Annotated in this window: 24 protein-coding genes; 9 read left to right on the forward strand and 15 right to left on the reverse strand. The window is 63.4% G+C overall.

The window, feature by feature from the left end; all coding sequences use genetic code 11:
• Nucleotides 1–8: 8 nt before the first annotated feature.
• From D6Z43_RS01670 to D6Z43_RS01680, 3 genes are all read right to left on the reverse strand, one after another.
• Nucleotides 9–887, reverse strand: coding sequence for a DMT family transporter (locus tag D6Z43_RS01670; protein WP_120649986.1), 879 nt, complete (start codon nt 885–887; stop codon nt 9–11).
• The gene (locus D6Z43_RS01675; RefSeq protein ID WP_120649987.1) at nt 884–1,219 is read right to left on the reverse strand and encodes a tRNA-binding protein; all 336 of its coding nucleotides are present in this window, start codon (nt 1,217–1,219) and stop codon (nt 884–886) included. Before D6Z43_RS01675 ends, D6Z43_RS01670 begins: the two co-directional genes overlap by 4 nt.
• 82 nt (nt 1,220–1,301) lie before the next feature.
• A complete protein-coding gene (locus D6Z43_RS01680) occupies nt 1,302–2,054 on the reverse strand; it encodes an AraC family transcriptional regulator (RefSeq protein WP_120649988.1) in 753 nt (250 codons plus the stop codon).
• 130 nt (nt 2,055–2,184) lie between these two features.
• Here D6Z43_RS01680 and D6Z43_RS01685 point away from each other — a divergent pair, with 130 nt between their 5' ends.
• Together D6Z43_RS01685 and D6Z43_RS01690 are read left to right on the forward strand one after the other, a co-directional pair.
• A complete protein-coding gene (locus D6Z43_RS01685; protein WP_120649989.1) occupies nt 2,185–3,018 on the forward strand; it encodes a UDP-2,3-diacylglucosamine diphosphatase in 834 nt (277 codons plus the stop codon).
• Nucleotides 3,015–4,040 (forward strand): glycosyltransferase family 1 protein, encoded by a 1,026-nt coding sequence (locus tag D6Z43_RS01690; RefSeq protein WP_120649990.1) that lies wholly within the window; start codon nt 3,015–3,017, stop codon nt 4,038–4,040. The genes D6Z43_RS01685 and D6Z43_RS01690 overlap by 4 nt, the downstream gene beginning before the upstream one ends.
• A gap of 107 nt (nt 4,041–4,147) precedes the next feature.
• On the opposite strand, the gene D6Z43_RS01695 is transcribed toward D6Z43_RS01690, so the two are convergent.
• On the reverse strand, nt 4,148–5,521 hold the full coding sequence (locus D6Z43_RS01695; protein ID WP_120649991.1) for an adenylate/guanylate cyclase domain-containing protein: 1,374 nt from the start codon (nt 5,519–5,521) through the stop codon (nt 4,148–4,150).
• Nucleotides 5,522–5,673: 152 nt separating this feature from the next.
• Nucleotides 5,674–5,991 carry an Mpo1-like protein gene (locus D6Z43_RS01700; RefSeq protein ID WP_120649992.1) on the reverse strand — a complete coding sequence of 106 codons (318 nt, stop codon included), beginning with the start codon at nt 5,989–5,991 and terminating at the stop codon, nt 5,674–5,676.
• A gap of 143 nt (nt 5,992–6,134) precedes the next feature.
• Here D6Z43_RS01700 and D6Z43_RS01705 point away from each other — a divergent pair, with 143 nt between their 5' ends.
• On the forward strand, nt 6,135–7,145 hold the full coding sequence (locus tag D6Z43_RS01705) for an AraC family transcriptional regulator (protein ID WP_120649993.1): 1,011 nt from the start codon (nt 6,135–6,137) through the stop codon (nt 7,143–7,145).
• A 203-nt stretch (nt 7,146–7,348) separates the two neighbouring features.
• Here D6Z43_RS01705 and D6Z43_RS01710 read toward each other — a convergent pair whose 3' ends face one another.
• Entirely contained in the window at nt 7,349–8,803 is a 1,455-nt protein-coding gene (locus D6Z43_RS01710) for a TrkH family potassium uptake protein (protein WP_120649994.1), read from the reverse strand.
• 77 nt (nt 8,804–8,880) lie between these two features.
• Nucleotides 8,881–10,335 (reverse strand): TrkH family potassium uptake protein, encoded by a 1,455-nt coding sequence (locus tag D6Z43_RS01715; RefSeq protein WP_120649995.1) that lies wholly within the window; start codon nt 10,333–10,335, stop codon nt 8,881–8,883.
• A gap of 242 nt (nt 10,336–10,577) precedes the next feature.
• On the opposite strand from D6Z43_RS01715, the gene D6Z43_RS01720 reads away from it, so the two are divergent.
• Complete coding sequence (locus D6Z43_RS01720; protein WP_120649996.1) at nt 10,578–11,135, forward strand: nitroreductase family protein; 558 nt, start codon at nt 10,578–10,580, stop codon at nt 11,133–11,135.
• Here the strand turns inward: D6Z43_RS01720 and D6Z43_RS01725 are convergent, their stop codons facing one another.
• The 6 genes from D6Z43_RS01725 to D6Z43_RS01750 all read right to left on the reverse strand — a co-directional run bounded on the left by D6Z43_RS01725 (nt 11,136) and on the right by D6Z43_RS01750 (nt 15,189).
• The gene (locus D6Z43_RS01725) at nt 11,136–12,461 is read right to left on the reverse strand and encodes a HAMP domain-containing sensor histidine kinase (RefSeq protein ID WP_120649997.1); all 1,326 of its coding nucleotides are present in this window, start codon (nt 12,459–12,461) and stop codon (nt 11,136–11,138) included.
• 86 nt (nt 12,462–12,547) lie between these two features.
• Complete coding sequence (locus tag D6Z43_RS01730; RefSeq protein WP_120649998.1) at nt 12,548–12,958, reverse strand: LTXXQ domain protein; 411 nt, start codon at nt 12,956–12,958, stop codon at nt 12,548–12,550.
• Between the two features lie 147 nt (nt 12,959–13,105).
• Nucleotides 13,106–13,783, reverse strand: coding sequence for a response regulator transcription factor (locus D6Z43_RS01735; RefSeq protein WP_120649999.1), 678 nt, complete (start codon nt 13,781–13,783; stop codon nt 13,106–13,108).
• Between the two features lie 7 nt (nt 13,784–13,790).
• On the reverse strand, nt 13,791–14,243 hold the full coding sequence (locus D6Z43_RS01740) for a hypothetical protein (RefSeq protein WP_120650000.1): 453 nt from the start codon (nt 14,241–14,243) through the stop codon (nt 13,791–13,793).
• Between the two features lie 47 nt (nt 14,244–14,290).
• Nucleotides 14,291–14,590 carry a YciI family protein gene (locus tag D6Z43_RS01745; protein WP_120650001.1) on the reverse strand — a complete coding sequence of 100 codons (300 nt, stop codon included), beginning with the start codon at nt 14,588–14,590 and terminating at the stop codon, nt 14,291–14,293.
• An 8-nt stretch (nt 14,591–14,598) separates the two neighbouring features.
• Nucleotides 14,599–15,189 (reverse strand): septation protein A, encoded by a 591-nt coding sequence (locus D6Z43_RS01750; protein WP_218569231.1) that lies wholly within the window; start codon nt 15,187–15,189, stop codon nt 14,599–14,601.
• Between the two features lie 66 nt (nt 15,190–15,255).
• Between D6Z43_RS01750 and D6Z43_RS01755 the strand changes: the two genes are divergently transcribed.
• Both D6Z43_RS01755 and D6Z43_RS01760 read left to right on the forward strand, forming a co-directional pair.
• Nucleotides 15,256–16,122, forward strand: a complete 867-nt coding sequence (locus tag D6Z43_RS01755; protein WP_120650003.1) for a PHP domain-containing protein — start codon at nt 15,256–15,258, stop codon at nt 16,120–16,122.
• 13 nt (nt 16,123–16,135) lie between these two features.
• Nucleotides 16,136–16,765, forward strand: coding sequence for an L-threonylcarbamoyladenylate synthase (locus tag D6Z43_RS01760; RefSeq protein ID WP_120650004.1), 630 nt, complete (start codon nt 16,136–16,138; stop codon nt 16,763–16,765).
• A gap of 9 nt (nt 16,766–16,774) precedes the next feature.
• Here D6Z43_RS01760 and D6Z43_RS01765 read toward each other — a convergent pair whose 3' ends face one another.
• Nucleotides 16,775–17,131, reverse strand: a complete 357-nt coding sequence (locus D6Z43_RS01765; protein WP_120650005.1) for a PA2779 family protein — start codon at nt 17,129–17,131, stop codon at nt 16,775–16,777.
• A gap of 286 nt (nt 17,132–17,417) precedes the next feature.
• On the opposite strand from D6Z43_RS01765, the gene D6Z43_RS01770 reads away from it, so the two are divergent.
• The 3 genes from D6Z43_RS01770 (at nt 17,418) to rluB (ending at nt 20,416) form a co-directional block, all read left to right on the forward strand.
• Nucleotides 17,418–18,116: a ScpA family protein gene (locus D6Z43_RS01770; RefSeq protein ID WP_162945884.1), complete on the forward strand. Its 699-nt coding sequence runs from the start codon at nt 17,418–17,420 to the stop codon at nt 18,114–18,116.
• The gene (gene scpB / locus D6Z43_RS01775; RefSeq protein WP_120650007.1) at nt 18,117–18,905 is read left to right on the forward strand and encodes an SMC-Scp complex subunit ScpB; all 789 of its coding nucleotides are present in this window, start codon (nt 18,117–18,119) and stop codon (nt 18,903–18,905) included.
• A 110-nt stretch (nt 18,906–19,015) separates the two neighbouring features.
• A complete protein-coding gene (rluB, locus tag D6Z43_RS01780) occupies nt 19,016–20,416 on the forward strand; it encodes a 23S rRNA pseudouridine(2605) synthase RluB (RefSeq protein ID WP_120650008.1) in 1,401 nt (466 codons plus the stop codon).
• A 74-nt stretch (nt 20,417–20,490) separates the two neighbouring features.
• Here the strand turns inward: rluB and D6Z43_RS01785 are convergent, their stop codons facing one another.
• Nucleotides 20,491–21,417: a GGDEF domain-containing protein gene (locus tag D6Z43_RS01785; RefSeq protein WP_120650009.1), complete on the reverse strand. Its 927-nt coding sequence runs from the start codon at nt 21,415–21,417 to the stop codon at nt 20,491–20,493.
• Nucleotides 21,418–21,613 lie beyond the last annotated feature (196 nt).

The raw sequence follows: 21,613 nt of genomic DNA on the forward strand, positions 1-21,613 counted from the left end.
CGCGATCCTCAGGCTGTAGCGGGCTTTGCCTCGACAGCCGCACCTTTGCGCGCCGACAGGGCGATGGCGAAGATGATCAGCGCGCCGCCGGCCAGCATGCGCAGACCGGGCTGCTCGTCGAACAACCACCAGGCGAAGGCGATGCCGTAGACCGGCTCCAGGGCGAAGATGACCGCCGTGGTACGCGCCTTCAGCACCTTGAGGCTGGCGACGAACAGGCTATGGGCGAGGCCGGTGCAGAACACCCCGAGCAGGGCGATCCAGAACCAGTCCATTGGCTGCACCGCATGTAGCAGTGGCCAACTGAAGGGCGCCAGGCACAACACAATGGTCAGGTTCTGGCAGAGCGCCGCCTTCACCGGGTCCAGGCCTTTCACGCTGACGCGATTGAGCAGTGACAGCAGCGAGAACAGCAGGCCCGAAAGAATCGCCGACAACAGACCCAGGGTGGCCGCGCTGCCCCAGTCGAAGCTGGGCGTTACCAGCACCAGGCCCAGGCTTACCAGGGCGACTATCAGAAATTCCTGGACGCGAATGCGCTCGCGGAACAGCAACCCTTCCAGCAGCAGGGTGAAGGCCGGGAAGCTGGCGAAGCCAAGGGTAGCGATGGCCACTCCGGCCACCTGCACCGCGTGGAAGAAGGTGATCCAGTGAGCGCCCAGCAGCAGGCCGCCGAGCGCCAGCATGGCCAGTTGGCGCAGGCTTGGATTCGGGCTCTTGCCACGCGTGATGAGCTGGGCGAAGAGCGCCAGGGCGATCACAGCGAACAGCCCGCGACCGAAGGTGATGATCATCGGCGCGGTATTGGCGAGCTTGCCAAAGATGCCCGAAAGCCCGAACAGCAAGGCGCCCAGGTGAATGGCCAGCAACGCGTTACGCTCCTTCATGCCAGGCGTGCCCCGTTGGGCAGCGGCTTGTCGAAGCTGGCCAACACCACCTTGTTCTCGTCGTCATGCACACCCGTGACGAGAATCTCCGAACGGATGCCGGCGATGCGCTTGGGCGCGAAGTTGCAGACGCAGAGCACTTGGCGGCCGACCAGCTCTTCAGACTGGTAATGGGCGGTGATCTGGGCGCTGGAGGTTTTCACGCCGAGTTCGCCCAGGTCCACTTCCAGCACGTAGGCCGGTTTGATCGCCTTGGTGTTGAGGGCGGCGGACAATACAGTGCCGACGCGCAACTCGACGCGCTCGAAGTCGGCCCATTCAATGGTGGACATAGGGTTCTCCCTGTTGGCAGTCGCACCAGTCTAGTGACGACGAACGGCCTTGTCTGTCGTCAGGCTCGCGGGCTTTGTCGCGTTACTCGCGACCACTGCGCAAGGCACGAGGGGTGAGACCGAATTCGCGGGAGAGGGCCGCGGTGAAGGCGCTCTGGGAACTGTAACCGACTCGTGCAGCGATCTCGCCCACGGCCAGACGGCTTTCCAGCAGCAGTTGGCGGCCGAGATGAAGACGCCGGGCGCGCACGTAGTCCATGGGCGTTTGCCCGGTTTCGCTGAGAAAACGGGTGTGGAAGCGTGCCACCGAAAGGCCGCAGAGGCGCGCCAGATCGGCGACCTGCAAGGGGTGGGCGGCATGCTGGTCGATATGGGCGTCGAGTGCGACCAGGGGTAGGACACTGCTGTCCTCCACTTGCATGCCGGGAGCGGCGAGGCTGGCCAGCAGCAATCCGGCGGATTGGCCAGAAATCACTTCATCGGCCAGGGGGCAGGCGGCGATCCAGCTGACCAGCTGACTTTGGGCCGGGTTCAGGTTCAGCGCACCTGGGCGCTCCAGCAAGCGTCGGCCGGCATCGAAATGACGGCCCAGGGTGTGCCGCAGCCAGTCGTCGTCGGGCACATCTACAACCAGGCAGAGGCTGCCACCCGGGCTGCCGCAGGCGTGCCTGGCTTCGGGCGGTACCACCGCCAGGGTCTGGCGCTCGACCCTTGCGCCGAGACCATCCACTTCGAAGTCCAGACTGCCCGTCAGGCCAAATACCAGTTGGGCGTAGTCATGGCTGTGGACCAGCAGGTCGTGGTTGTACTGGCGCAGGGACAGGATCGAATGCATGGCGCTTACCTCGGGCAGGCGGCCATTCTACTCCCTGTTGCGCGGCGCCTGTCACAGGCCTGCAACCTAGCGTTCATTCCCGGTTCACCGCGAAAGCTCACCATCGGCGAAACCCCGCCGGAGGTCGCCCATGAGCAGCGTCGAACGCCTGGAACCCGTCAACAAGACCAAGCCGCGCAAGCAACGCGTGCGTACCCTGTGGATCTCCGATGTCCACCTGGGCACCCGCGACTGCCAGGCCGAGCACCTGGCGCGCTTCCTCAAGCAGTACCACGCCGACCGAATCTATCTGGTCGGTGACATCATCGATGGCTGGAAGCTCAGGGGCGGCATTTACTGGCCACAGGCGCACACCAACGTGATCCGCCGCCTGCTGACCATGAGCAAGCGTGGCACGGAGGTGATCTACGTCACCGGCAACCACGACGAATTCCTGCGGCGCTACTCGGCACTGATGCTGGGCAACATCCAGCTGGTGGACGAGGCGGTACACGAGACCGCCGATGGCCGCCGCATGCTGGTGATCCACGGCGACCAGTTCGACGTGATCACTCGCTACCACAAGTGGCTGGCATTTCTCGGTGATTCCGCCTATGAGTTCACCCTTACCCTGAACCGTTGGCTCAACCACTGGCGCGAGCGTTGGGGATACGGCTACTGGTCGCTGTCGGCCTACCTCAAGCACAAGGTGAAGAGCGCGGTGAACTTCATCAGCGACTTCGAGGAGGCCATCGCCCACGAATGCGTCAAGCGTGGCCTGGATGGCGTGGTCTGCGGCCACATCCACCACGCGGAAATCCGCAAGGTGGGTGGGGTGGAGTACCTGAACTGCGGCGATTGGGTGGAGTCCTGCACGGCACTGATCGAGCACTGGGACGGCAGCATCGAACTCTACCGACTGGCTGACGCCCAGGCGCGGGAGCTGGAAGAGCGCGCCGTGGGGCTGGTCGAGCCGGCGGCATGAGGATACTGATCGTCAGCGATGCCTGGTTGCCCCAAGTGAATGGCGTGGTCACCAGCCTGCAGGCGCTGGTGGGAGAACTGGAAGGCCTTGGGCACCAAGTGCTGTTGCTGTCTCCCCAGGGGTTTCGTTGCCGGCCCTGTCCGAGCTATCCGGAAATCCCTCTGGCCTGGGACCTTTGGCGGGTGGGGCCGATGATCGAGGCGTTCCAGCCCGACTGTGTGCACCTGGCCACCGAAGGGCCTCTCGGCTGGGCCGCAAGGCACTGGCTGGTCAAGCGCGGATTGGCCTTTTCCAGCGCTATCCACACGCGTTTCCCTGAATACGTTCATGGCCGCTGGCCCTGGCTGCCCCTCTCCTGGGGCTATGCCTTCCTGCGCCAGTTCCACCGTCCCAGCCAGGCGGTACTGGTGACTACCGAGCGCATGCGCGAGACGTTCGCCGAACATGGCCTGGTCTGGCTCAACTTGTGGCGCAAGGGCGTGGACACGGCGCTGTTTCGCCCCGTGGCGTTGCCCCAGCCGGAGATGCCGGTGTTCCTCTACGTTGGCCGACTGGCCACGGAGAAGAACGTCGAGGCATTCCTCGGACTGGATTTGCCTGGCGAGAAATGGGTGGTAGGAGACGGCCCGTTGCGGCGCGAGCTTGAATCGCGCTATCCCGCTGCGCGCTTCTTTGGTTTCCGCCAGGGCGAGGAGTTGGCGCGCTTTTATGCCCAGGCCAGCGTCCTGGTGTTTCCCTCGCTGACCGATACCTATGGCCTGGTGATGCTCGAAGCCCTGGCCTGCGGCACGCCGGTGGCGGCCTTTCCGGTGGCCGGTCCGCTGGATGTGCTGGAGTCCGGCACGACCGGTTGCATGGACGAAGACTTGCAAACGGCCTGCCTGGCAGCGCTGGAGCTGGATCGCGAACTATGCGCTGAGAGGTCGGGACGGCTTTCCTGGCGGGCGTCGGCCCTGGAATTCCTGGCGCGGCAACCATTACTGGATGGCGAATCTTTCCTGGACGCGGCTCCCGAACTGTAGGGGCGAATTCATTCGCCAAGGGCAGCGCAGCTGCTCCCTTTCAAACTCTATGGGCAGACCTTCGGCCTGCTTGGCGAATGAGTTCGCCCCAACAAGTTGGTGATTGATCAGGGAATGATCTTGTCGCGCAACTTCTCAGCGGCCAGTTGCAGGGCCTGGATGACCTTGGCCTTGTCGTAGTTCTGGATGCTGTTGGTATCCAGGTACATGGAGAAGCCGGGCAGTTCGTGCTCGACGTAGCTGGAGGCAGCGCCCAGGTCGCGACGGAAATCCACCACCTGGTAGATCTGCACTGGACGGGTGAAGCCCTTGACGTTTATCTGGCCCTTGTCGCGGCACATGATCACGTCTTTCACCAGCGAGTAGGTTTCGTGGGAAATAAGGATCTCGCCAGCTTCCGACGCGGTTTCCAGGCGGCTGGCCAGGTTCACTTCGCGACCGATGATGGTGTAGTCCATGCGCGTGTCCGCGCCGAAGTTGCCCACGGTGCAGTAGCCGGTGTTGATGCCCATGCGGATTTCCAGCGGCTTGGTGATGCCCTGGGCGCGCCACTGCTGGCGTAGAACCTTCATGTGCTTGCGCATTGCCACCGCCATGGAGACGGCTGCCACGGCATCCTTCTTGGCGCCTTGGGTGGAGGGGTCGCCGAAGAACACCATGACGCTGTCGCCGACGAATTTGTCGATGGTGCCGCCGTACTTGAGGGCGATCTTCGACATGTCGTTGAGGTAGTTGTTGAGCAGGTCCGTCAGGGCTTCGGCTTCGAGTTCCTCGGAGAGCTCGGTGAAGCCCTTGATGTCGGAGAAAAACACGCTGAGCTTTTTGCGCTGAGTCTCCAGGCGCACGCTCTTCTTGCCGCTGAAGATCATTTCCCAAACCTGGGGCGACAAGTATTTGGCGAGGTTGCGGGCCAGTCGCGCCGCCTTTTCCTGCTCGCGCTTGATCTCACTGCGTGCCTGGGCCAGGCGCAGGCCCTGCTGGTGCACGAAATAGGCCGTGATGCAGATGTAAAGAGTGGTGAAAAACACGCTGACCACGGACACCAGGGCTGGGGTGCCGCCCTTGATGGCCGGCTGCAGCGCCAGGCCGACGAGGGTCATGCTGATCAGTGAACCGCCCAGCACGAGGGCCATCTGGCGCAGCCCGCCGAGGATCATGGCGCTGAAGCAGAGGGTCAGCACGACCATCAGCGTAGGCACGACGGAAAAACCGAGCAGGGCGACGGCGGCGCCAGCGTGGAAGGTGTCGATGCCGAGGAGGATGCGGTCCGTGCGCTTGCCTGGGAAGCGCAGGCTCAGATGGTGGGCCAGGTGTGGATAGAGCAGGGCGTAGGGCACCATCCAGAGGATGTCGAAGCCGAAATGCTGGACTGAGGTGCCGGCAGCGATGCTGGCGGCGATGGCCATATAGGCCAGCACACGCGAGTAGTACTCACGCAGGACGGGCGTCGCTGTGGAAGGATCGAGCATGGCAGGCTTCATGGCTTGGGTCTGTCCCTGGTGCTTTCTTGACGCGGGTTTGCAGCGTTAGCGAAATGCTGCAAGTCCTGGGCCATGGCTTTGGCTGGTGCGGGATCATAACCAAGCGAGGGACTGGCGGCCAAGCTGGCGCCAGTCCCTCCGAGTTTCCGGGCTCAGAAACGGATGCGCCCGGTCAGCGCGTCCTTCAGCATCACCCAGTCGCCCATGAAGCTGTAAAGCGGATACTTGAACGTGGCCGGCTTGTTCTTCTCGAAGACGAAGTGGCCAACCCAGGCAAAGCCGTAGCCGGCGAAGGGAATGGCCAGCAGCCAGATCCACTGCTGGGTAGCCAGTGCATAGCCGAGGATGCTGAGCACCAGCAGGCTGCCGACGTAGTGGAGACGGCGGCAGGTGTCGTTACTGTGTTCCTGCAGGTAGTAGGGGTAGAACTCGGCGAAGCTTTGGAAGCGATGGACGGACTCGGCGGGCATGGTGGCTGCTCCAGGTTCTTGTTGTCTGGAGCAGTGTAGGACGGCTGTCTCCGGGGGCCAGTGACAATGGGCGCCACTTTAGTATCCTTGCCGGCACGCCGCCCTGCTGGCGGCTGCCTTGAACTTCAGAACAAGAAGGCGCCATGAGCGAACGCACGACTTCTTCGAGCTGGGCCCTGGGGATAGTCCAGGCCCTGGAAATGGGCGGTGTGGACTGCCGCAACCTGTTTCCCGAACTCGGTCTCGACTACCAGGCCTTGAATGATCCTGACGCCCGTTTCCCCCAGGACGGCATGACACGCCTCTGGTTGCGCGCGGTCGAGCTGTCCGGTAATCCGGCCATCGGCCTGAACATGGCCAAGGTCGTACGGCCGGCATCCTTCCACGTGGTCGGCTATGCGCTGATGTCCAGCCGTACTCTCAAGGAGGGGTTCGCGCGGCTGGTGCGCTACCAGCGAATCATCGCCGAGGGCGCCGACCTCAGCTTCGGCGGCACGCCGGAAGGCTACGAGCTGCGGCTGTCGATCCATGGCGATCGGCTGCCGCCGGCGCGGCAGAGCGCCGAGGCGTCCATGGCTTATTGCCTGGCATTCTGCCGGTGGATGACCGGGCGACCGATCAACCCGCTGGAGATTCGTTTCCAGGGGCCGGCGCCCACGGACCTCGAACCCTATCGCCAGGTGTTTCAGGCCCCGTTGCGTTTCAATGCCGAGCACTGCGCCTTGCTGTTCAGTCGCGCTGACATGGATACGCCATTGCCCACCGCGAACGAATCTCTGGCCCAGCTACACGATCGCTTCGCCGGTGACTACCTGGCGCGCTTCTCCGGTACCCGCGTCACCCACCAGGTGCGGCAGGTGCTTTGCCGCCTGTTGCCCCAGGGCGAGCCCAAGCGCGAGGTGGTTGCGAGCCTGATGCACTTTTCGCAACGCACCCTGCAACGGCGCTTGCAGGAAGAGGGTGTGAGCTTCCAGCAACTGCTGGACGACACGCGCCGCGAGCTGGCCGAGCAGTACCTGGCACAGGCAAACCTGACCTTGCTGGAGATTGCCTACCTGTTGGGTTTCGCTGATCCGAGCAACTTCTTCCGTGCCTTCCGCCGCTGGTTCGACAGCACACCGGGAGAATACCGAGCGCGCCTGGAAGAGGTCTGATCCGCGCCCGCCGTGGGGAATTAGCGGCCCCGTGGGTTGGTCCGAGTCTATGAGGCCCAACGCAGTCAGTTACAGGCGCCGAAGCGTTGCCTTTCGCTGCGCTCTAGCGGAACGCCGCCCGCACCAACCTACGAAAGCCTGTGGGAGCGAATTCATTCGCGATTGAAATCGCTCCCACAGTTAAACCGCTAGCGCACTGAGCCTCAGTGCCTCCAGAAATAAGGCGTGAGCAGGACCAGGACGGTGAGGATCTCCAGGCGGCCCATCAGCATGCCGAGGGTCAGCAGCCACTTGGCGCCGTCCGGCAGGCTGGAAAAGTTGCCCGCCGGGCCAATGATCTCGCCCAGCCCGGGGCCTACGCCGGAAACCGTCGCCGCAGCGCCGGTGAGTGCGGTGATCCAGTCCAGCCCCATCAGCGAAAGGCCCAGGGCGATGGCGCAAATGATTAGAGTGAAGAAGAACGAGAAGGTCAGGATCGAGCGGACGATATCTTCGTCCAGCCGGTGGCCGTTGTAGCTCTGCTTGATCACCGCGCGCGGATGCACCAGTTGCGTCAGGTTGGCTTTCAGCAGGATGTAGGCGACCTGGAATCGGAAGATCTTGATGCCGCCGGCGGTCGAGCCGGAGCAGCCGCCGACGAAGCCCAGGTAGAAGAACAACATCAGTGAGAAGTTGCCCCAGAGGCTGTAGTCGCCCAGGGCGAAACCGGTAGTGGTGAGGATGGATGTGGTGTTCACCGCCACGTGGCGCAGCGCATCCAGCCAGTGAAGTTCGGTGGTCAGCCAGTACCAGGTGCCTAGCACCAGCCATGTCGCAAGCAGCAGGGCGATGAAGCCGCGTACCTGTTCATCCTTGATCAGGGCCTTGCGATTTCCCCGCAGGACCGACACGTAGAGCATGAAGGGCAGGCTGCCGAGGATCATCACGACCACCGCTACCCAGTGCACCGCCGGCGCGTCCCACTTGGCCAGGGACTGATCGGACGTGGAGAATCCGCCGGTGGCGATAGCCGACATGGCGTGGTTGACCGCATCGAACAGGCTCATACCGGCGGCCCAGAAGGCCAGGGAGCCAATCAATGTGAAGCCCACGTAAATGGCGACGATGTATTTGGCCACCATGTGGGAGCGCGGCATGACCTTGTCCGAGCGGTCGGACGATTCGGTCTGGAACAGGCGCATGCCACCAATGCGCAGCAGTGGCAGGATCGCTACCGCCATGCCGATGAAGCCAATGCCCCCGAGCCAGTGCAGCAGCGAGCGCCAGATGAGGATGCCTGGCGACATGTTGTCCAGGCCACTCAGTACCGTGGCGCCAGTGGCGGTGATGCCGGACATGCTCTCGAACCAGGCGTCGGTGTAGCTGATGCGCTGGGTGAACAGGAAGGGCAGGGCCGCGAAAACGCAAACGACGATCCAACTCGACACTGTCAGGAGGTACATGTCGCGAGGGCGCAGGTGGACGTGTTCGGGGCGCCCGGGAATGATCAGCGCCAGTCCCGCGATGAAGGTGATCAAGCTCGACCAGACAAAGGAATTGATGTCGCCTGTGCGGTCGTAGGTCACCAGTGTCAGCACGGGAATGGCCATGCTGACCGCCAGGGTGATCAGGAAGATACCGTTGAGAAAGCCGATGATGCGAAGTGTCGGCAGGGCCATGGGGTCCGCTTCAGACAAGGGGCGAAAGGCGCAATTCTAACCCTGCGCCGCATCCTGTAAAACCGGGCATGACGGTTTCAGTGCCGCCAGAACTTCGGTGTGAACAGCACCAGTACCGTGAGAATCTCGAGACGGCCGAGCAGCATGCCGATGGTCAGCAGCCATTTGGCCGAATCCGGCAGGGTGGAGAAGTTGCCCACCGGTCCAATGATGGGCCCCAGGCCCGGTCCGACGTTGCACACCGCCGTGGCGGCTCCGGTAAGGGCGGTGACCCAGTCCAGGCCCAGCAGGCAGAGGCCGAGAGCGATTACGGCAATGGTGGTGGTGAAGAAGAACGAGAAGGTGATCAGCGAACGGACGATGTCGTCGTCGAGGTTATGGCCGTTGTACTGCTGCTTGATCACCGCGCGCGGGTGCACCAGTTGTTGCAGGTTGGCCATCAGCAATTGCCAGGCCACCTGGAAGCGGAAGATCTTCAGTCCACCGGCGGTTGAGCCCGAACAGCCGCCGACGAAGGTCAGGTAGAAGAACAGCAGCACCGAGAAACTGCCCCAGAGGGTGTAGTCGCCAAGCACCACCCCCGTCGTCGTGACGACCGAGGTAACGTTCAGTGCAACGATCCTTACGGCGTCGAGCCAGGCGTTGTCGGAGTTGGCCCAAAGCCACGTACCGACAAATAGCCAGGTGACCACCAGGAAACCGACGAAGCCGTGGACCTGGTGATCGCGCAGCAAGGCGGTACGGTTGCCGCGCAGCGTGGCGACGAGCAACGTGAAGGGCAGGCTGCCAAGTATCATCACCACCACTGCCACCCAGTGCACAGCGGGTTGCCTCCAGTTGGCCAGCGAGGCGTCGGAGGTGGAGAAGCCGCCGGTGGAAATCAGCGACATCGAGTGGTTGACGGCCTCGAATGGCGTCATGCCGGCGAGCCAGAATGCGACGGTGCCGAGGATGGTCAGCCCGGTGTAGATCAGCACGATGTACTTGGCCACCATGTGTGAGCGTGGCATGACTTTCTCGCCCCAGTCGGATGACTCGGTCTGGAACAGGCGCATGCCGCCGACCCGCAGCAGCGGCAGAATCGCCACCGCCATGCCGATGAAGCCGATACCGCCAAGCCAATGCAGCATGGAGCGCCAGATCAGCAGACCAGGCGAAGCATGGTCCAGGCCGGTGAGCACTGTGGAACCGGTTGTTGTGATGCCGGACATGGTCTCAAAGAACGAGTCCGTGTAGCTGATGTGCTGGATCAGCACCATGGGCAGTGCCGCGAAGCAGCAGACGATGACCCAGCTCGCCGTGGTCAGCATGTACATGTCGCGCGGCCGCAGGTTGATGTGTTCCGGGCGTCCGGGACCGACCAGTGCCAGGCCGACGACGAAGGTGATCAGGCTCGACCAGAGGAAGGCGAAGATGTCGTCGGTGCGCTCGAAGAGCAGGAGAGTGAGCATGGGAATGACCATGCTCACTGCCAGCGTGATGAGAAACAGGCCGATGATGAAGCCGATAGTGCGCAGTGTCGGCAGGGACATGGAGCTCTCTGGACGGTGTTCGGACGCGGCATTCTATCCGGCCTTTGCCCCCCCTGAAACGCCCAGATCAAAGCCGCTTCAGGGAGCTGGTGCAGAACTGGATAGTTGCCCTTGCGCGGTTCCAGGTACGTAGTGTTCGATGGACTGTTGCCATCGCTGGAAGTCAGACTGATTACCGCAGATCCGGGACTGAGTCGCGTTATCGGCTAGAATGCCGGCTCCCTGATTTATGGAGGTGGCCGATGGAGGCTCTCGACGCTCTGCTTAACCGCGTATCCCTGGCTCGCCTGCAGGCACCCGCCCCGGACGCCGCCCAGCGCGAGGTGCTGTTCCGCGCGGCCTTGCGTGCACCAGACCATGGCTATCTGCGTCCCTGGCGCTTCCTGACCATCGAAGGCGAAGGTCGCGAGAAGCTCGGTGAGCTGTTCGTGTCCGCTGTGCTCGCCAAGGATGCCCAGGCGTCGGAAGCCGCTACTACCAAGGCGCGCAATATGCCGCTGCGGGCACCCCTGATGGTCGTGGTGATCGCTACCTTGCAGGCCGGCCACAAGGTGCCGGAAGTCGAGCAATTGCTGTCGGCCGGTTGCGCCGCTCACGGCATGCTGCTGGCCGCTCATGCGCTTGGACTGGGGGCCATCTGGCGTACCGGCGAGATGGCGTATGACCGCACCGTCGCCACCGGCCTCGGGCTGGCCGAGAACGAGCGGGTGGTGGGTTTCCTCTACCTGGGCAGTGTCGAGGGTGAGCGCCGTGCAGCGCCGGAACTGGCTTCGGCAGACTTCGTTCAGGCCTGGGGCTGATCAGGCCTTCAATACAGTGGGTAACTCCAGGGTGGCGATGAAGCCGCCCTCGGGGTGATTGCCCAAGGACAGGCTGCCGCCGTGGCGCTCCACTGCCCGACGGGCGATGGCCAGTCCCAAGCCATGGCCAGCTCCGGTCTGATTGGGGGCGCGGAAGAAGGGTTCGCCCAGCAATGCCAGGTGTTCGTTGGCGGCACCTGGGCCGTGGTCGCGGACCTGGATCACCAGGCTTCCTTCCTGTTCCTTGACCGTTACTTCCACCGGCTGCCCTAGGGGATTGAAGCGCAGGGCGTTGCGCAGCAGGTTGTCCAGCGCGCGTTCCAGCATGTCGGGCCAGCCCTCGACTTTTGGGTCGCCGGTGCAATCGATGCGGACTTGCTGGTCCGGCGCCAGCAGTCGGGCGTCGTCCTTCAGCTTTTCCAGCAGTGGCCGCATTGTGATCGGACGGTGAGCGCCAGGTTCCGCATCGAGCCGGGCCAGGGCGAGGATTTCGCTGATCAGGGCTTCGAGGCGGTCGCATTCCTGGCCCAGGCGTGGCCACAGGGCGTCCCGTTGATGGGGCTCGGCGCGCTCGGCCAGCGCCAGGGCGATGCGCAGACGCGCGAGTGGCGAGCGCAGTTCGTGGGACACGTCGCGCAGGAGTTGGCGCTGGCTGCCAATCAAGCCTTGCAGGCGTTGCCCCATGCGGTTGAAGTCGCCGGCCAGAACGCCTAGCTCATCCCGTCGACGTGCCAGGCGCGCCAGGCTGTCTTGCTGGTAAGCCGTCTGGCCGAGGTCGTGTACGGCGCGGCGAAGGCGGTCCAGCGGCCGGGTGATGGACAGGGTGAGGGCCAGGCTGAACAGCGTCAGTACTACCAGGGCGATGCCCAGCGCGCTAAAGGGCCACAGCAGGCTGCCGCGGTGCCAGGCATCCAGTTCGCGGTAGGGAATGCGGTAGATGAGCAGATAGGACTCGCCGCTGGCTGGGCTGGTGTATTCCTCGGTCAGGCGACGCCAGGGCAGTCGGCGCGAGTTCTGCTGGCGGGCCTCGAAGGCCGCAGCACGCGGAGGGAACGTACCTTCTACTACCGGTTGGCCGGTGTCGTTGAGTATCTGAATGTCGATCCGTGCGCGATGACGGAAGTGCTCCAGGTATCGCTGCGTGTCGTGCGGGCCTTGCCCTTCATAGCGCTGCACGAGGCGCTCGGCCAGCCCCTGGAGGGTGGGGTGGTGACTGAGGATCCAGGCATCCTGGTTGAGGGCGCGGCCCAGCAGGATGGACAGGCCGGCTACCAGGGCCAGCGCCAGCCAGAGGGTGGCCAGGATTCTCCAGAAGAGTGAACGCACGGGGTTGCTCCTGAACGGCAAAACCCATCAGGCCGGCTGGCCTGATGGGTGTGTGGTCGGTGCCTGCGGCGGATGCCGCAAGGCGATTACTGGGCCTTCTTGTCCTTCTCGGCCTTCCAGGCTTCGAACTCGGCGCGTTCAGCGCGACGTTCTTCCATTTTCTTCTGGATGTCGTCGAAGGTCTTCTGCTGATCGGGCTTGAGCTGAGCGCGGATGGCTTCGCGGTTCTTGGTCTCGGCGGCCTTCAGTTCGTCCTGCATGGCCTTCTTCTCGGCAGCCGGCAGCTTGTCCAGGTAGCGCTGAGTGATGTCGTGACGGGATTTCATCTGGTCGCGCATCAGCTTGCCGATCTCATGGCGCTGTTCCTGGGTCAGGTTCAGTTCCTTGAACATGTGGCCACCGAAACCGCGCTCGTGGCGCGGGCCGCCTTCCGGCATGGCCATGGCCAGGGTCGGCAGGGTAGCGGCGAGCAACAGGGCGGTAAGGGTCTTGCGCATGGTGGTTCTCCTAGTCTCGATTCCGGCCGGTTGCCGGATGTGCCCAGTCTAGGGATGGCAAGGTCAAGGGCGGTCAGTCGTGGGTAAAGGCTGGGTAAAGACGCAGAGCCTGATGACGATCTGCTGCGCGAGATCGTAAACAGACTCTCAGGCGCTGTAGTAGTAGCCGCGACTGCGCAGCGCGAGGATGCGAGGGCGCCCGTCAGCATGGGGGCCGAGCTTCTTGCGCAGGTTGCTGACATGCATGTCCAGGCTACGGTCGTAGAGGGTCAGCTTGCGGCCGAGCGCCAGCTGCGCCAGTTGCTGCTTGTCCAGTGGTTCGCCGGGTTGACGCAGCAGGGCTTCGAGTAGGCGGCCTTCGGAGAGCGTCAGGGTCACCTCGTGATTGCCAATGGTGACGACGCCCCGCGCCGGGCTGTAGCAGAGGTCGCCCAGCTCCAGTTGGCTGGATGGTTGCGGCGGCTGGCTGCGGCGAAGCACGGCGCGCAGGCGGGCGGTGAGCTCGCGGGGGTCGCAAGGCTTGGCCAGATAGTCGTCGGCGCCCAGCTCCAGGCCGAGGATGCGGTCCAATGGTTCGCCCCGGGCGGAGAGCATGAGGACGGGTAACTCCGGATGATCGCTGCGCAACTGCTTGAGCAGTTCCAGGCCGCTACCGTCCGGCAGCATCACATCCAGCACCACTGCGGATGGCGCGTGCTCCGCCAAGGCGGTACGTGCCGAGTGGCCGTCATGGCAGGCGCGGACGACGAAGCCTTCTTGGCTGAGCCAACTGATCAGGAGCTCGCAGAGTTCCTGATCGTCATCGATAAGCAGCAGTTCACTCATGGTGCGGTCAGTTGATCCATTGGCGGCGCTGGCGACGCCCGCCGCGGGCGATCAGGCCGGTAAACAGGGAGAGCAGAGCAACGCCGCCGCCCACCGCGAACCAGGTCTGTTGCTCGCTCAGCAGGCGCGGCGCTTGCGAGGCCTGTGCTTCCTTGAGTTGCAGCTTGAGGCGCTGGTTTTCCTGACGCAACCGGGTGAGCTGGGCGTTCTCGCGCTCATTGCCGACAGCTTCGACCTGGGTGGTCAGTTCGTTGCGCAGACGCTCGCTTTCAGCCAGTTGCCGCTGCAACTGGTCGACCTGGGCGAGCAGGGCGTCGTTGGCGGCAATGGGCTCTCGGGCAGCTTCCGTCATCACCGGAGTGCTTTCCGTCTCCGGTGTTGCAGGTTGGAGTTCTTCAGCCTGGGCCAGGCTGCAGAGCAGCGCGGCGGTTAACAGCAGGGGCAATTGACCGACGTGCATGGGAACTCCTTTTTCCTGGCAGGGGCTGACTGATAGAAGGTGCTGGCTTAGGGGAATACCTGCTTGAACGGCTTGACCACAACGTCGGCATAGACGCCGGCGGCGCGATACGGGTCGGCGTCGGCCCAGGCCTTGGCCGCCTCGAGGGAGTCGAACTCGGCGACGATCAGGCTGCCGGTAAAACCTGCACTGCCCGGATCATTGCTGTCGACCGCAGGGTGCGGACCGGCCACCACGATGCGGCCTTCGGCCTTCAGCTGCTCCAGGCGTGCGAGGTGCGCGGGGCGGGCAGCGAGACGATTTTCCAGGGAATTGGCAACGTCGGTGGCGATGATGGCGTAGAGCATGACAGTCCTTATTGTTGAGGCTTTTCGGTTTCGCCGTCATGGATATGACGGGCCAGGTAGACGCCTTGGCCAACCAGGAAGAGCACGGTCATGCCGAGGCTGCCGAAGACTTTGAAGTCGACCCAGAACTCGTGGAAGGTGAAAGCCACGAAAAGGTTGGCGAAGCCGCAGACCAGGAAGAATGAGATCCAGGCCAGGTTCAGGCGCACCCAGATGACCTGCGGCAGGCTCAGGGCGTGGCCCATCACGCGCTGGATCAGGGGTTTGTCACCGATGAAGTGGCTGCCGGCGAAGGCCAGGGCGAAAAGCCAGTTCACGACCGGCGCTTTCCATTTGAGGAAAGTCTCGCTGTGGAAGGCCAGGGTCATGCCGCCGAAGACCAGGCAGGCGACCAGAGTCAGCCACTGGCCTTTTTCCAGGCGGCGCTGGTGAAGGAAGATGGCGCCATAGACGATCACCGAGCTGATTATCAGAACGGCTGTGGCACTGAAAATACCGCCTAGCATATAGGTGTGCCCTGCCAGTTCGACGGCACGCGGTTCCAGTTTGTAGACGATGAAGAAGAGGACAAGCGGGATGAAGTCGATGAATTGTTTCACGGCAGCAGCCAGAAGCGGGATGTGGCGGCATAATAACAAACCATTCCCCTAGCGAAAGCAGACCCCATGCAGATCGACCTGCATTGCCACAGTACGGCCTCCGACGGTGCCCTGGCCCCCGCGGCCCTGGTCGCCCGCGCCCATGAGCGGGGGGTTCGCCTGTTGGCGCTGACCGATCATGACACCCTGGAGGGATTGGACGAAGCCCGCGAAGCGGCCGTGGCGCTGGACATGCAGCTGATCAACGGTATCGAACTGTCCTGCACCTGGGGGGGCGCCACCATCCATGTTCTGGGATACGCCTTTGCCGCTGATGCACCTTCTCTACTGGAGGCTATTGCCAGCCTGCATCACGGGCGTTGGGCTCGGGCAGAAGAAATTTCCCGACGCCTCGCCGCCAAAGGCATGCCGGGAGCGTTGGAAGGTGCGCGCGCGGTGCAGCAGGAGCTAGGCGACAGCGGCAATGCACCGGCGCGCCCGCACTTCGCTGAGTTCCTCGTTCGAGCGGGCCATGTGCGCGACCGCGCCGAGGCATTCCGCAAATGGCTGGGAGCCGGCAAGCTGGGCGATGTGAAACAGCACTGGCCGACCCTCGCCGAAGCGGTGGGCACCTTGAGTGCCGCCGGCGCCTGGATCAGCCTGGCGCACCCCTGGCAGTACAACTTCACCGGCGCGAAACGACGCAAGCTGGTGGCGGACTTCATTCAGGCCGGCGGTCACGCACTGGAAGTCGTGAATGGCCTGCAGCCGGCGGACCAGGTGGGAAGCCTGGCCGTGCTCGCGCGCGAATTCGGCATGTTGGTCAGTGCCGGTAGTGACTTCCATGCACCCTGCGATTGGTCGGAGCTGGGCATGTACCGACCCTTGCCGGATGATCTGCCGCCGATCTGGGGGCGCTTCCGCCATGCACACAGCCCTACTGCTGCCCTCTGAACAGGGAGACGTTGTGAGTCAATTTTTCCAGGTACACGCGGAGAATCCACAGCCGCGCCTGATCCGGCAGGCCGTGGAAATCATCAAGGCGGGCGGGGTGATCGTCTATCCCACCGATTCCTCTTACGCCCTGGGGTGCCTGATTGGTGACAAGGGCGCAGTGGAGCGCATTCGCCGACTGCGCCGACTGGACGAGAAGCACAACTTCACCTTGCTCTGCCGCGATCTCTCCGAGATCGGTGTGTTCGCCAAGGTGGATACCACAGCGTTCCGTCTCATCAAGGCACATACGCCGGGGCCCTACACCTTCATCCTCAATGCCACCCGTGAAGTGCCGCGCATGTTGATGCATCCGAAGCGGCGCACGATTGGCCTGCGGGTGCCGGACCACCCCATCACGCTGGCGTTGCTGGAACAGCTGGGTGCGCCGCTGATGAGCACTACCCTGATCCTGCCGGGGGAAGATTTGCCGATGAGTGATCCCTACGAGATGCGGCAGATCCTCGAGCACCAGGTGGACCTGATCATCGATGGCGGCCACGGTGGCATGGCCGCCTCCACTGTCATCAACCTGTCGGAAGGCAAGCCAGACGTGGTACGAGTGGGCTGCGGTGACCCGCAGCCCTTCCTCGATGAGGAGTGACGGCGTCGCTCAAAGCAGGATCGCCACCAGGATGATCACCAGCAGGATGATGATGAAGTCGGTAGTGCTGATGTTCCCGCCTGTGGGCACTGAGTCCATCTTCTGCGCCAATTGGGCCGCCTCCGCGCTGGTCAGGGCCTGCGCCCTGGCACGGGCCGTAGCGGCATCCACGCCCATTGCGCGCATTTGGTCCTGAACTTCGGATTTGCTCAGAAAAGCATCGATTCTTGCGTGATCGGTGGATTGCGGCTGGGCGGAGACTGCTTCGTCCGTGCCGATCATGCCCGCCTGTGCCGTAGTTACGGGCACGACGGCGAGGCAGAGGGACACCAGGAAGGCACTGAACATCAGGGTAAAGAGTTTCATCGGAACCTCCATGAGCCTTTGGCTCCAGACCTGACCAGGGGTGCTGCGTCACACTTTTTAAGTCTGGCACATGGTGCTAACTTGCCCGTTTTCCCGCCCACCGGTCCTTGTCGATGGGCCTCACCCCCCGGAAGTAGCGCCGCAGCGAGAGCAATAGATGCACGAAACACCGCCATCCGAGTCGCCAGATCCCCAGGCGGGTGCTCAACAGGAGCTGCCCTTTGCCCTGGTGTACGGCCAGGCGGTGACCGAGCTGCCGCAGGACCTCTATATTCCGCCGGATGCCCTGGAGGTTTTCCTCGAGGCTTTCGAAGGTCCCCTTGACCTGCTGCTGTATCTGATACGCAAGCAGAACATCGACATCCTCGACATCCCGGTGGCAGCCATCACCCACCAGTACATGGCCTATGTCGAGCTGATGAAGTCGGTGCGCCTGGAGCTGGCCGCCGAATATCTGGTGATGGCCGCCATGCTGGCCGAGATCAAGTCACGCATGCTGCTGCCGCGCTCGAACGAAGCGGAGGAAGAGGAAGACGATCCGCGTGCCGAACTGATTCGCCGTCTCCAGGAATATGAACGCTTCAAGGCCGCGGCCGAAGGCATCGACCAGTTGCCGCGGGTAGGGCGTGACGTCACCGTGCCGCGGATCGATGCTCCAGAGGCGCGGGCGCGCAAGCTGTTGCCGGACGTCGCACTGGAAGAGCTGCTGCTGTCCATGGCCGAAGTGCTGCGCCGCGCCGACATGTTCGAAAGTCACCAGGTAACCCGCGAGGCATTGTCCACTCGCGAGCGTATGAGCGAAGTGCTGGAAAAGCTCAAGGGTGGCGCCTTCGTACCCTTCGTCATGCTGTTCACTGCGGAGGAGGGCCGCCTCGGAGTCGTGGTCACCTTCATGGCCGTGCTGGAACTGATCAAGGAACAGTTGGTGGAACTCGTGCAAAATGAGCCCTTTGCCCCCATCCACGTGCGCGCCAGGGCCGAGTAGATGAATCTCAACGACCCCAACGACCTCGCCTCGCTGCTGGAAGCCTTTCTCCTGGCGTCCGGCAAGCCCTTGTCGCTGGAGCGCCTGGCCGAACTTTTTGAAGAGGCCGAACGGCCCGAGTTGTCGGTGATTCGTTCCGCCCTGGCGATTCTGGCCAAGAGCTGCGAGGGGCGTGCGTTCGAACTGCGCGAAGTGGCCTCCGGCTATCGCCTGCAGGTGCGCGAGCGATTTTCGCCCTGGGTCGGCCGACTTTGGGAGGAGCGCCCGCAGCGCTACTCCCGCGCCATGCTGGAAACCCTGGCTTTGGTGGCCTACCGGCAACCCATCACTCGGGGCGAGATCGAGGACATCCGGGGCGTCGCGGTCAACAGTCAGATCGTCAAGACGCTGCTGGAGCGCGAGTGGATCCGCGTAGTCGGTTATCGCGACGTACCCGGAAAACCGGCGATGTTCGCTACAACCCGCGCTTTCCTCGACCACTTCAACCTCAAAAGCCTCGAAGAACTTCCACCGCTGGCTGCCCTGCGCGAGTTGGAGCCCGAGCCGGTGCTGGCTCTGGAGGACGGTGAGGCGCCGGTGCCCGATGGTCTGCAGGCCCGCGCTGATGCCGAGCAGCCGACCGAGCCGCGTGAAGAAACCAGTTTCCGTTCCCTGCTGGCCGAGCTGGACATCATGGAAGAGGGCCTGAAGACCGACTTCGACGACCTGTTGCGCACCGAGGCTGATGAAGCGGACACCGTTGCCGCTGAAGAGGACGGAGAGTCGCTGCCGGACGAAACCCTGCATTGACACCACCGGTCAGCGGAAGGGCTGACGTCGGGACTTTGCTCAACTAGCCTGAGTGCCACCGGCCGCGTATGATGCGCGGCCGTTTTACTGATACACCGGGAGGTGCCCAGATGAGTGAAGTCGAATTCAGCCCCGCAGGGGAAAAACTGCAGAAGGTCCTGGCCCGTATGGGGTTGGCCTCGCGCCGCGATATCGAAGCGTGGATCACTGAAGGCCGGGTAAAGGTCAACGGCGAGGCCGCTACCCTTGGCCAGCGCGTCGATACCCATGACGCCATCAGCGTCGATGGTCGCCTGCTCAAGCGCGAAGAAGAGGTCGAGAGCGTCCGCCGCGTCCTGATCTACAACAAGCCCGAAGGCGAAGTCTGCACCCGTGACGATCCGGAAGGCCGTCCCACGGTGTTCGAGCGCCTGCCGCGCCTCAAGGCCGGTCGCTGGATCAACATCGGTCGCCTGGACATCAATACCACCGGCCTGCTGCTGTTCACCACCGACGGCGAGCTGGCCAACCGCCTGATGCACCCCTCCTACGAGATGGACCGCGAGTATGCGGTGCGTGTGCGTGGCGAAGTCACTGAGGAAATGCTGGAGAACCTCAAGAAGGGCGTAATGCTCGACGACGGCCCAGCCAAGTTCACCGACATCAAGGAAGCCCCAGGCGGCGAAGGACTTAATCACTGGTACCACTGCGTGGTGATGGAAGGTCGTAACCGCGAAGTGCGCCGTCTCTGGGAATCCCAGGGGCTGGTGGTCAGCCGCCTGAAGCGAGTGCGTTTCGGTCCCGTGTTCATCACTTCCGACCTGACCATGGGGCGCTGGCGCGAAATGAGCCAGAACGAAGTGGATATCCTCAGCACCGAAGTCGGGCTCAAGCCGGTGGCCCTCCCATCCATGAAAGGCAAGTTCCGCGAAAAGCTGGATCGCCTGCAGCGCAAGTCCGCCAAGCCTGTTGGTGCTCGCGCGCCGCGTCGTGATGACAACGAACGCCCGGCCCGTGGTCCTCGCCGTGAGGGTGATGAGCGTCCGGCTCGTGGCCCGCGCAGCGAGGGTGATGAGCGTCCGGCTCGTGGTCCGCGCCGTGAAGGCGATGAGCGTCCGGCTCGTGGCCCGCGCAGCGAGGGTGGTGAGCGTCCGGCTCGCGGTCCGCGCCGTGAGGGCGATGAGCGTCCGGCTCGTGGCCCGCGCAGCGAAGGTGGTGAGCGTCCCGCCCGCGGTCCTCGCCGTGAAGGCGATGAGCGTCCCGCTCGTGGTCCGCGTAGCGAAGGTGGCGAGCGTCCCGCCCGTGGTCCGCGTCGCGACGGTGATGAACGCCCGGCTCGTGCTCCCCGTGGCACGCCGGTGGCCGACCGTCCGCGTGACGTGAACAAGAAGCGCCCGGCCAAGCCCCAGGGTGAGCGTCCGGCCGTTGAGCTGGCCGACCGTCCGGCCCGTAAGCCCCAGCGTCCGCAGCATAAGCGCAGTGGGCCCGCTGGCGGTGACGGCCAGCGTCCGGGTTTCGGTCGTAAGCGTTGATTGACGGTGTAATGAAGAAGGGGCTCGATTGAGCCCCTTCTTTTTGTCTGTCTATTGTGCGGCGAGCACGTCGATCAGCCAGCCATGGACAGCCGATTGCGGCCTTCACGCTTGGCCACATAGAGGGCGTTGTCCGCACGACGCAGCAGGCTTTCCACCGATTCCGCAGGCAGTAGGGTGGCGCAGCCCAGGCTGATGGATAGGTCCAGCGGGTGACCTTGAGCCAGGCATTGTAGTTCGAGGATGCCCATTCGCAGGCGTTCGCCCACTATCGCGGCTGCGTCGCGGCAGGTGCCGGAGAGCAGCACGAGGAATTCCTCGCCGCCAAAGCGGAACACCATGTCGACGTTGCGCAGGCGCGATTTGAGCGTGTTGGCCACCGCTTTCAATACTTCGTCGCCGGTGCCATGACCGAACTCGTCGTTGATGCGCTTGAAGTGATCGATGTCCAGCATCAGCACTGACAGCGGCTGCAGGTTGCGACGGGCCAGGTCCACTTCGCGTTGCAGCGTCTGCTCCATGGCAATGCGATTGCCGGTGTCGGTCAGCGGATCGCGCAGGGCACTCTGGACCGCCGCACGGTAGAGCAGGGCATTACGCAGCGGGAAGAGCAGGGTGGATAGCAGGGACTCGAGCTGGTTGAGTTCGTGTTCGTCGAAGCGCTGATTGCGGCGGAAGATAAGTTCCCCCAGGTACTCACCTTCGTGAGTCAGGCGATAGCCCGCGGAGTGGCTGGAACGGTTGCCGTATTCCAGGCGCAGATCGCTGCTCTGGTGCTGATAGCCCAGGGCGTCGAGAGAGACCAGGCGCTGCACTTCGGCGAAGAACAGGCTGACGATGCGTTCCACCTCCAGGCTGGTCTGCAACTGCAGGTTCAGCTGGCGACGTAGTTCGGCCAGGCTGATTGGACGCAGCTTGGGTTGGCGCTTGCTGGAGAAGCCGAGGCGCTGCAGCTTGGCGGCGTCGAAATCGATGGTGTTGGACTGGGAGGGAGGAACCATTGAGTTGAACCTCTGACGCTATGTGCGACGACACCAGGGGTAGAGCTATTTTCGTGCCAGGAGTTTCTGGCTATTAAAAATTGCTTTAATTTCAGGTGTTTAGCTGTTATCTGCCATGTCGTGCGGCAAGCCATTGCCGGCCTGGTGGCGAAATCATGGCAATGTGATGCCGGTCACAGGGAAGCGCCGCCGGAAA

This window comes from Pseudomonas sp. DY-1, from assembly GCF_003626975.1.
Classification (GTDB): Bacteria; Pseudomonadota; Gammaproteobacteria; order Pseudomonadales; family Pseudomonadaceae; genus Metapseudomonas.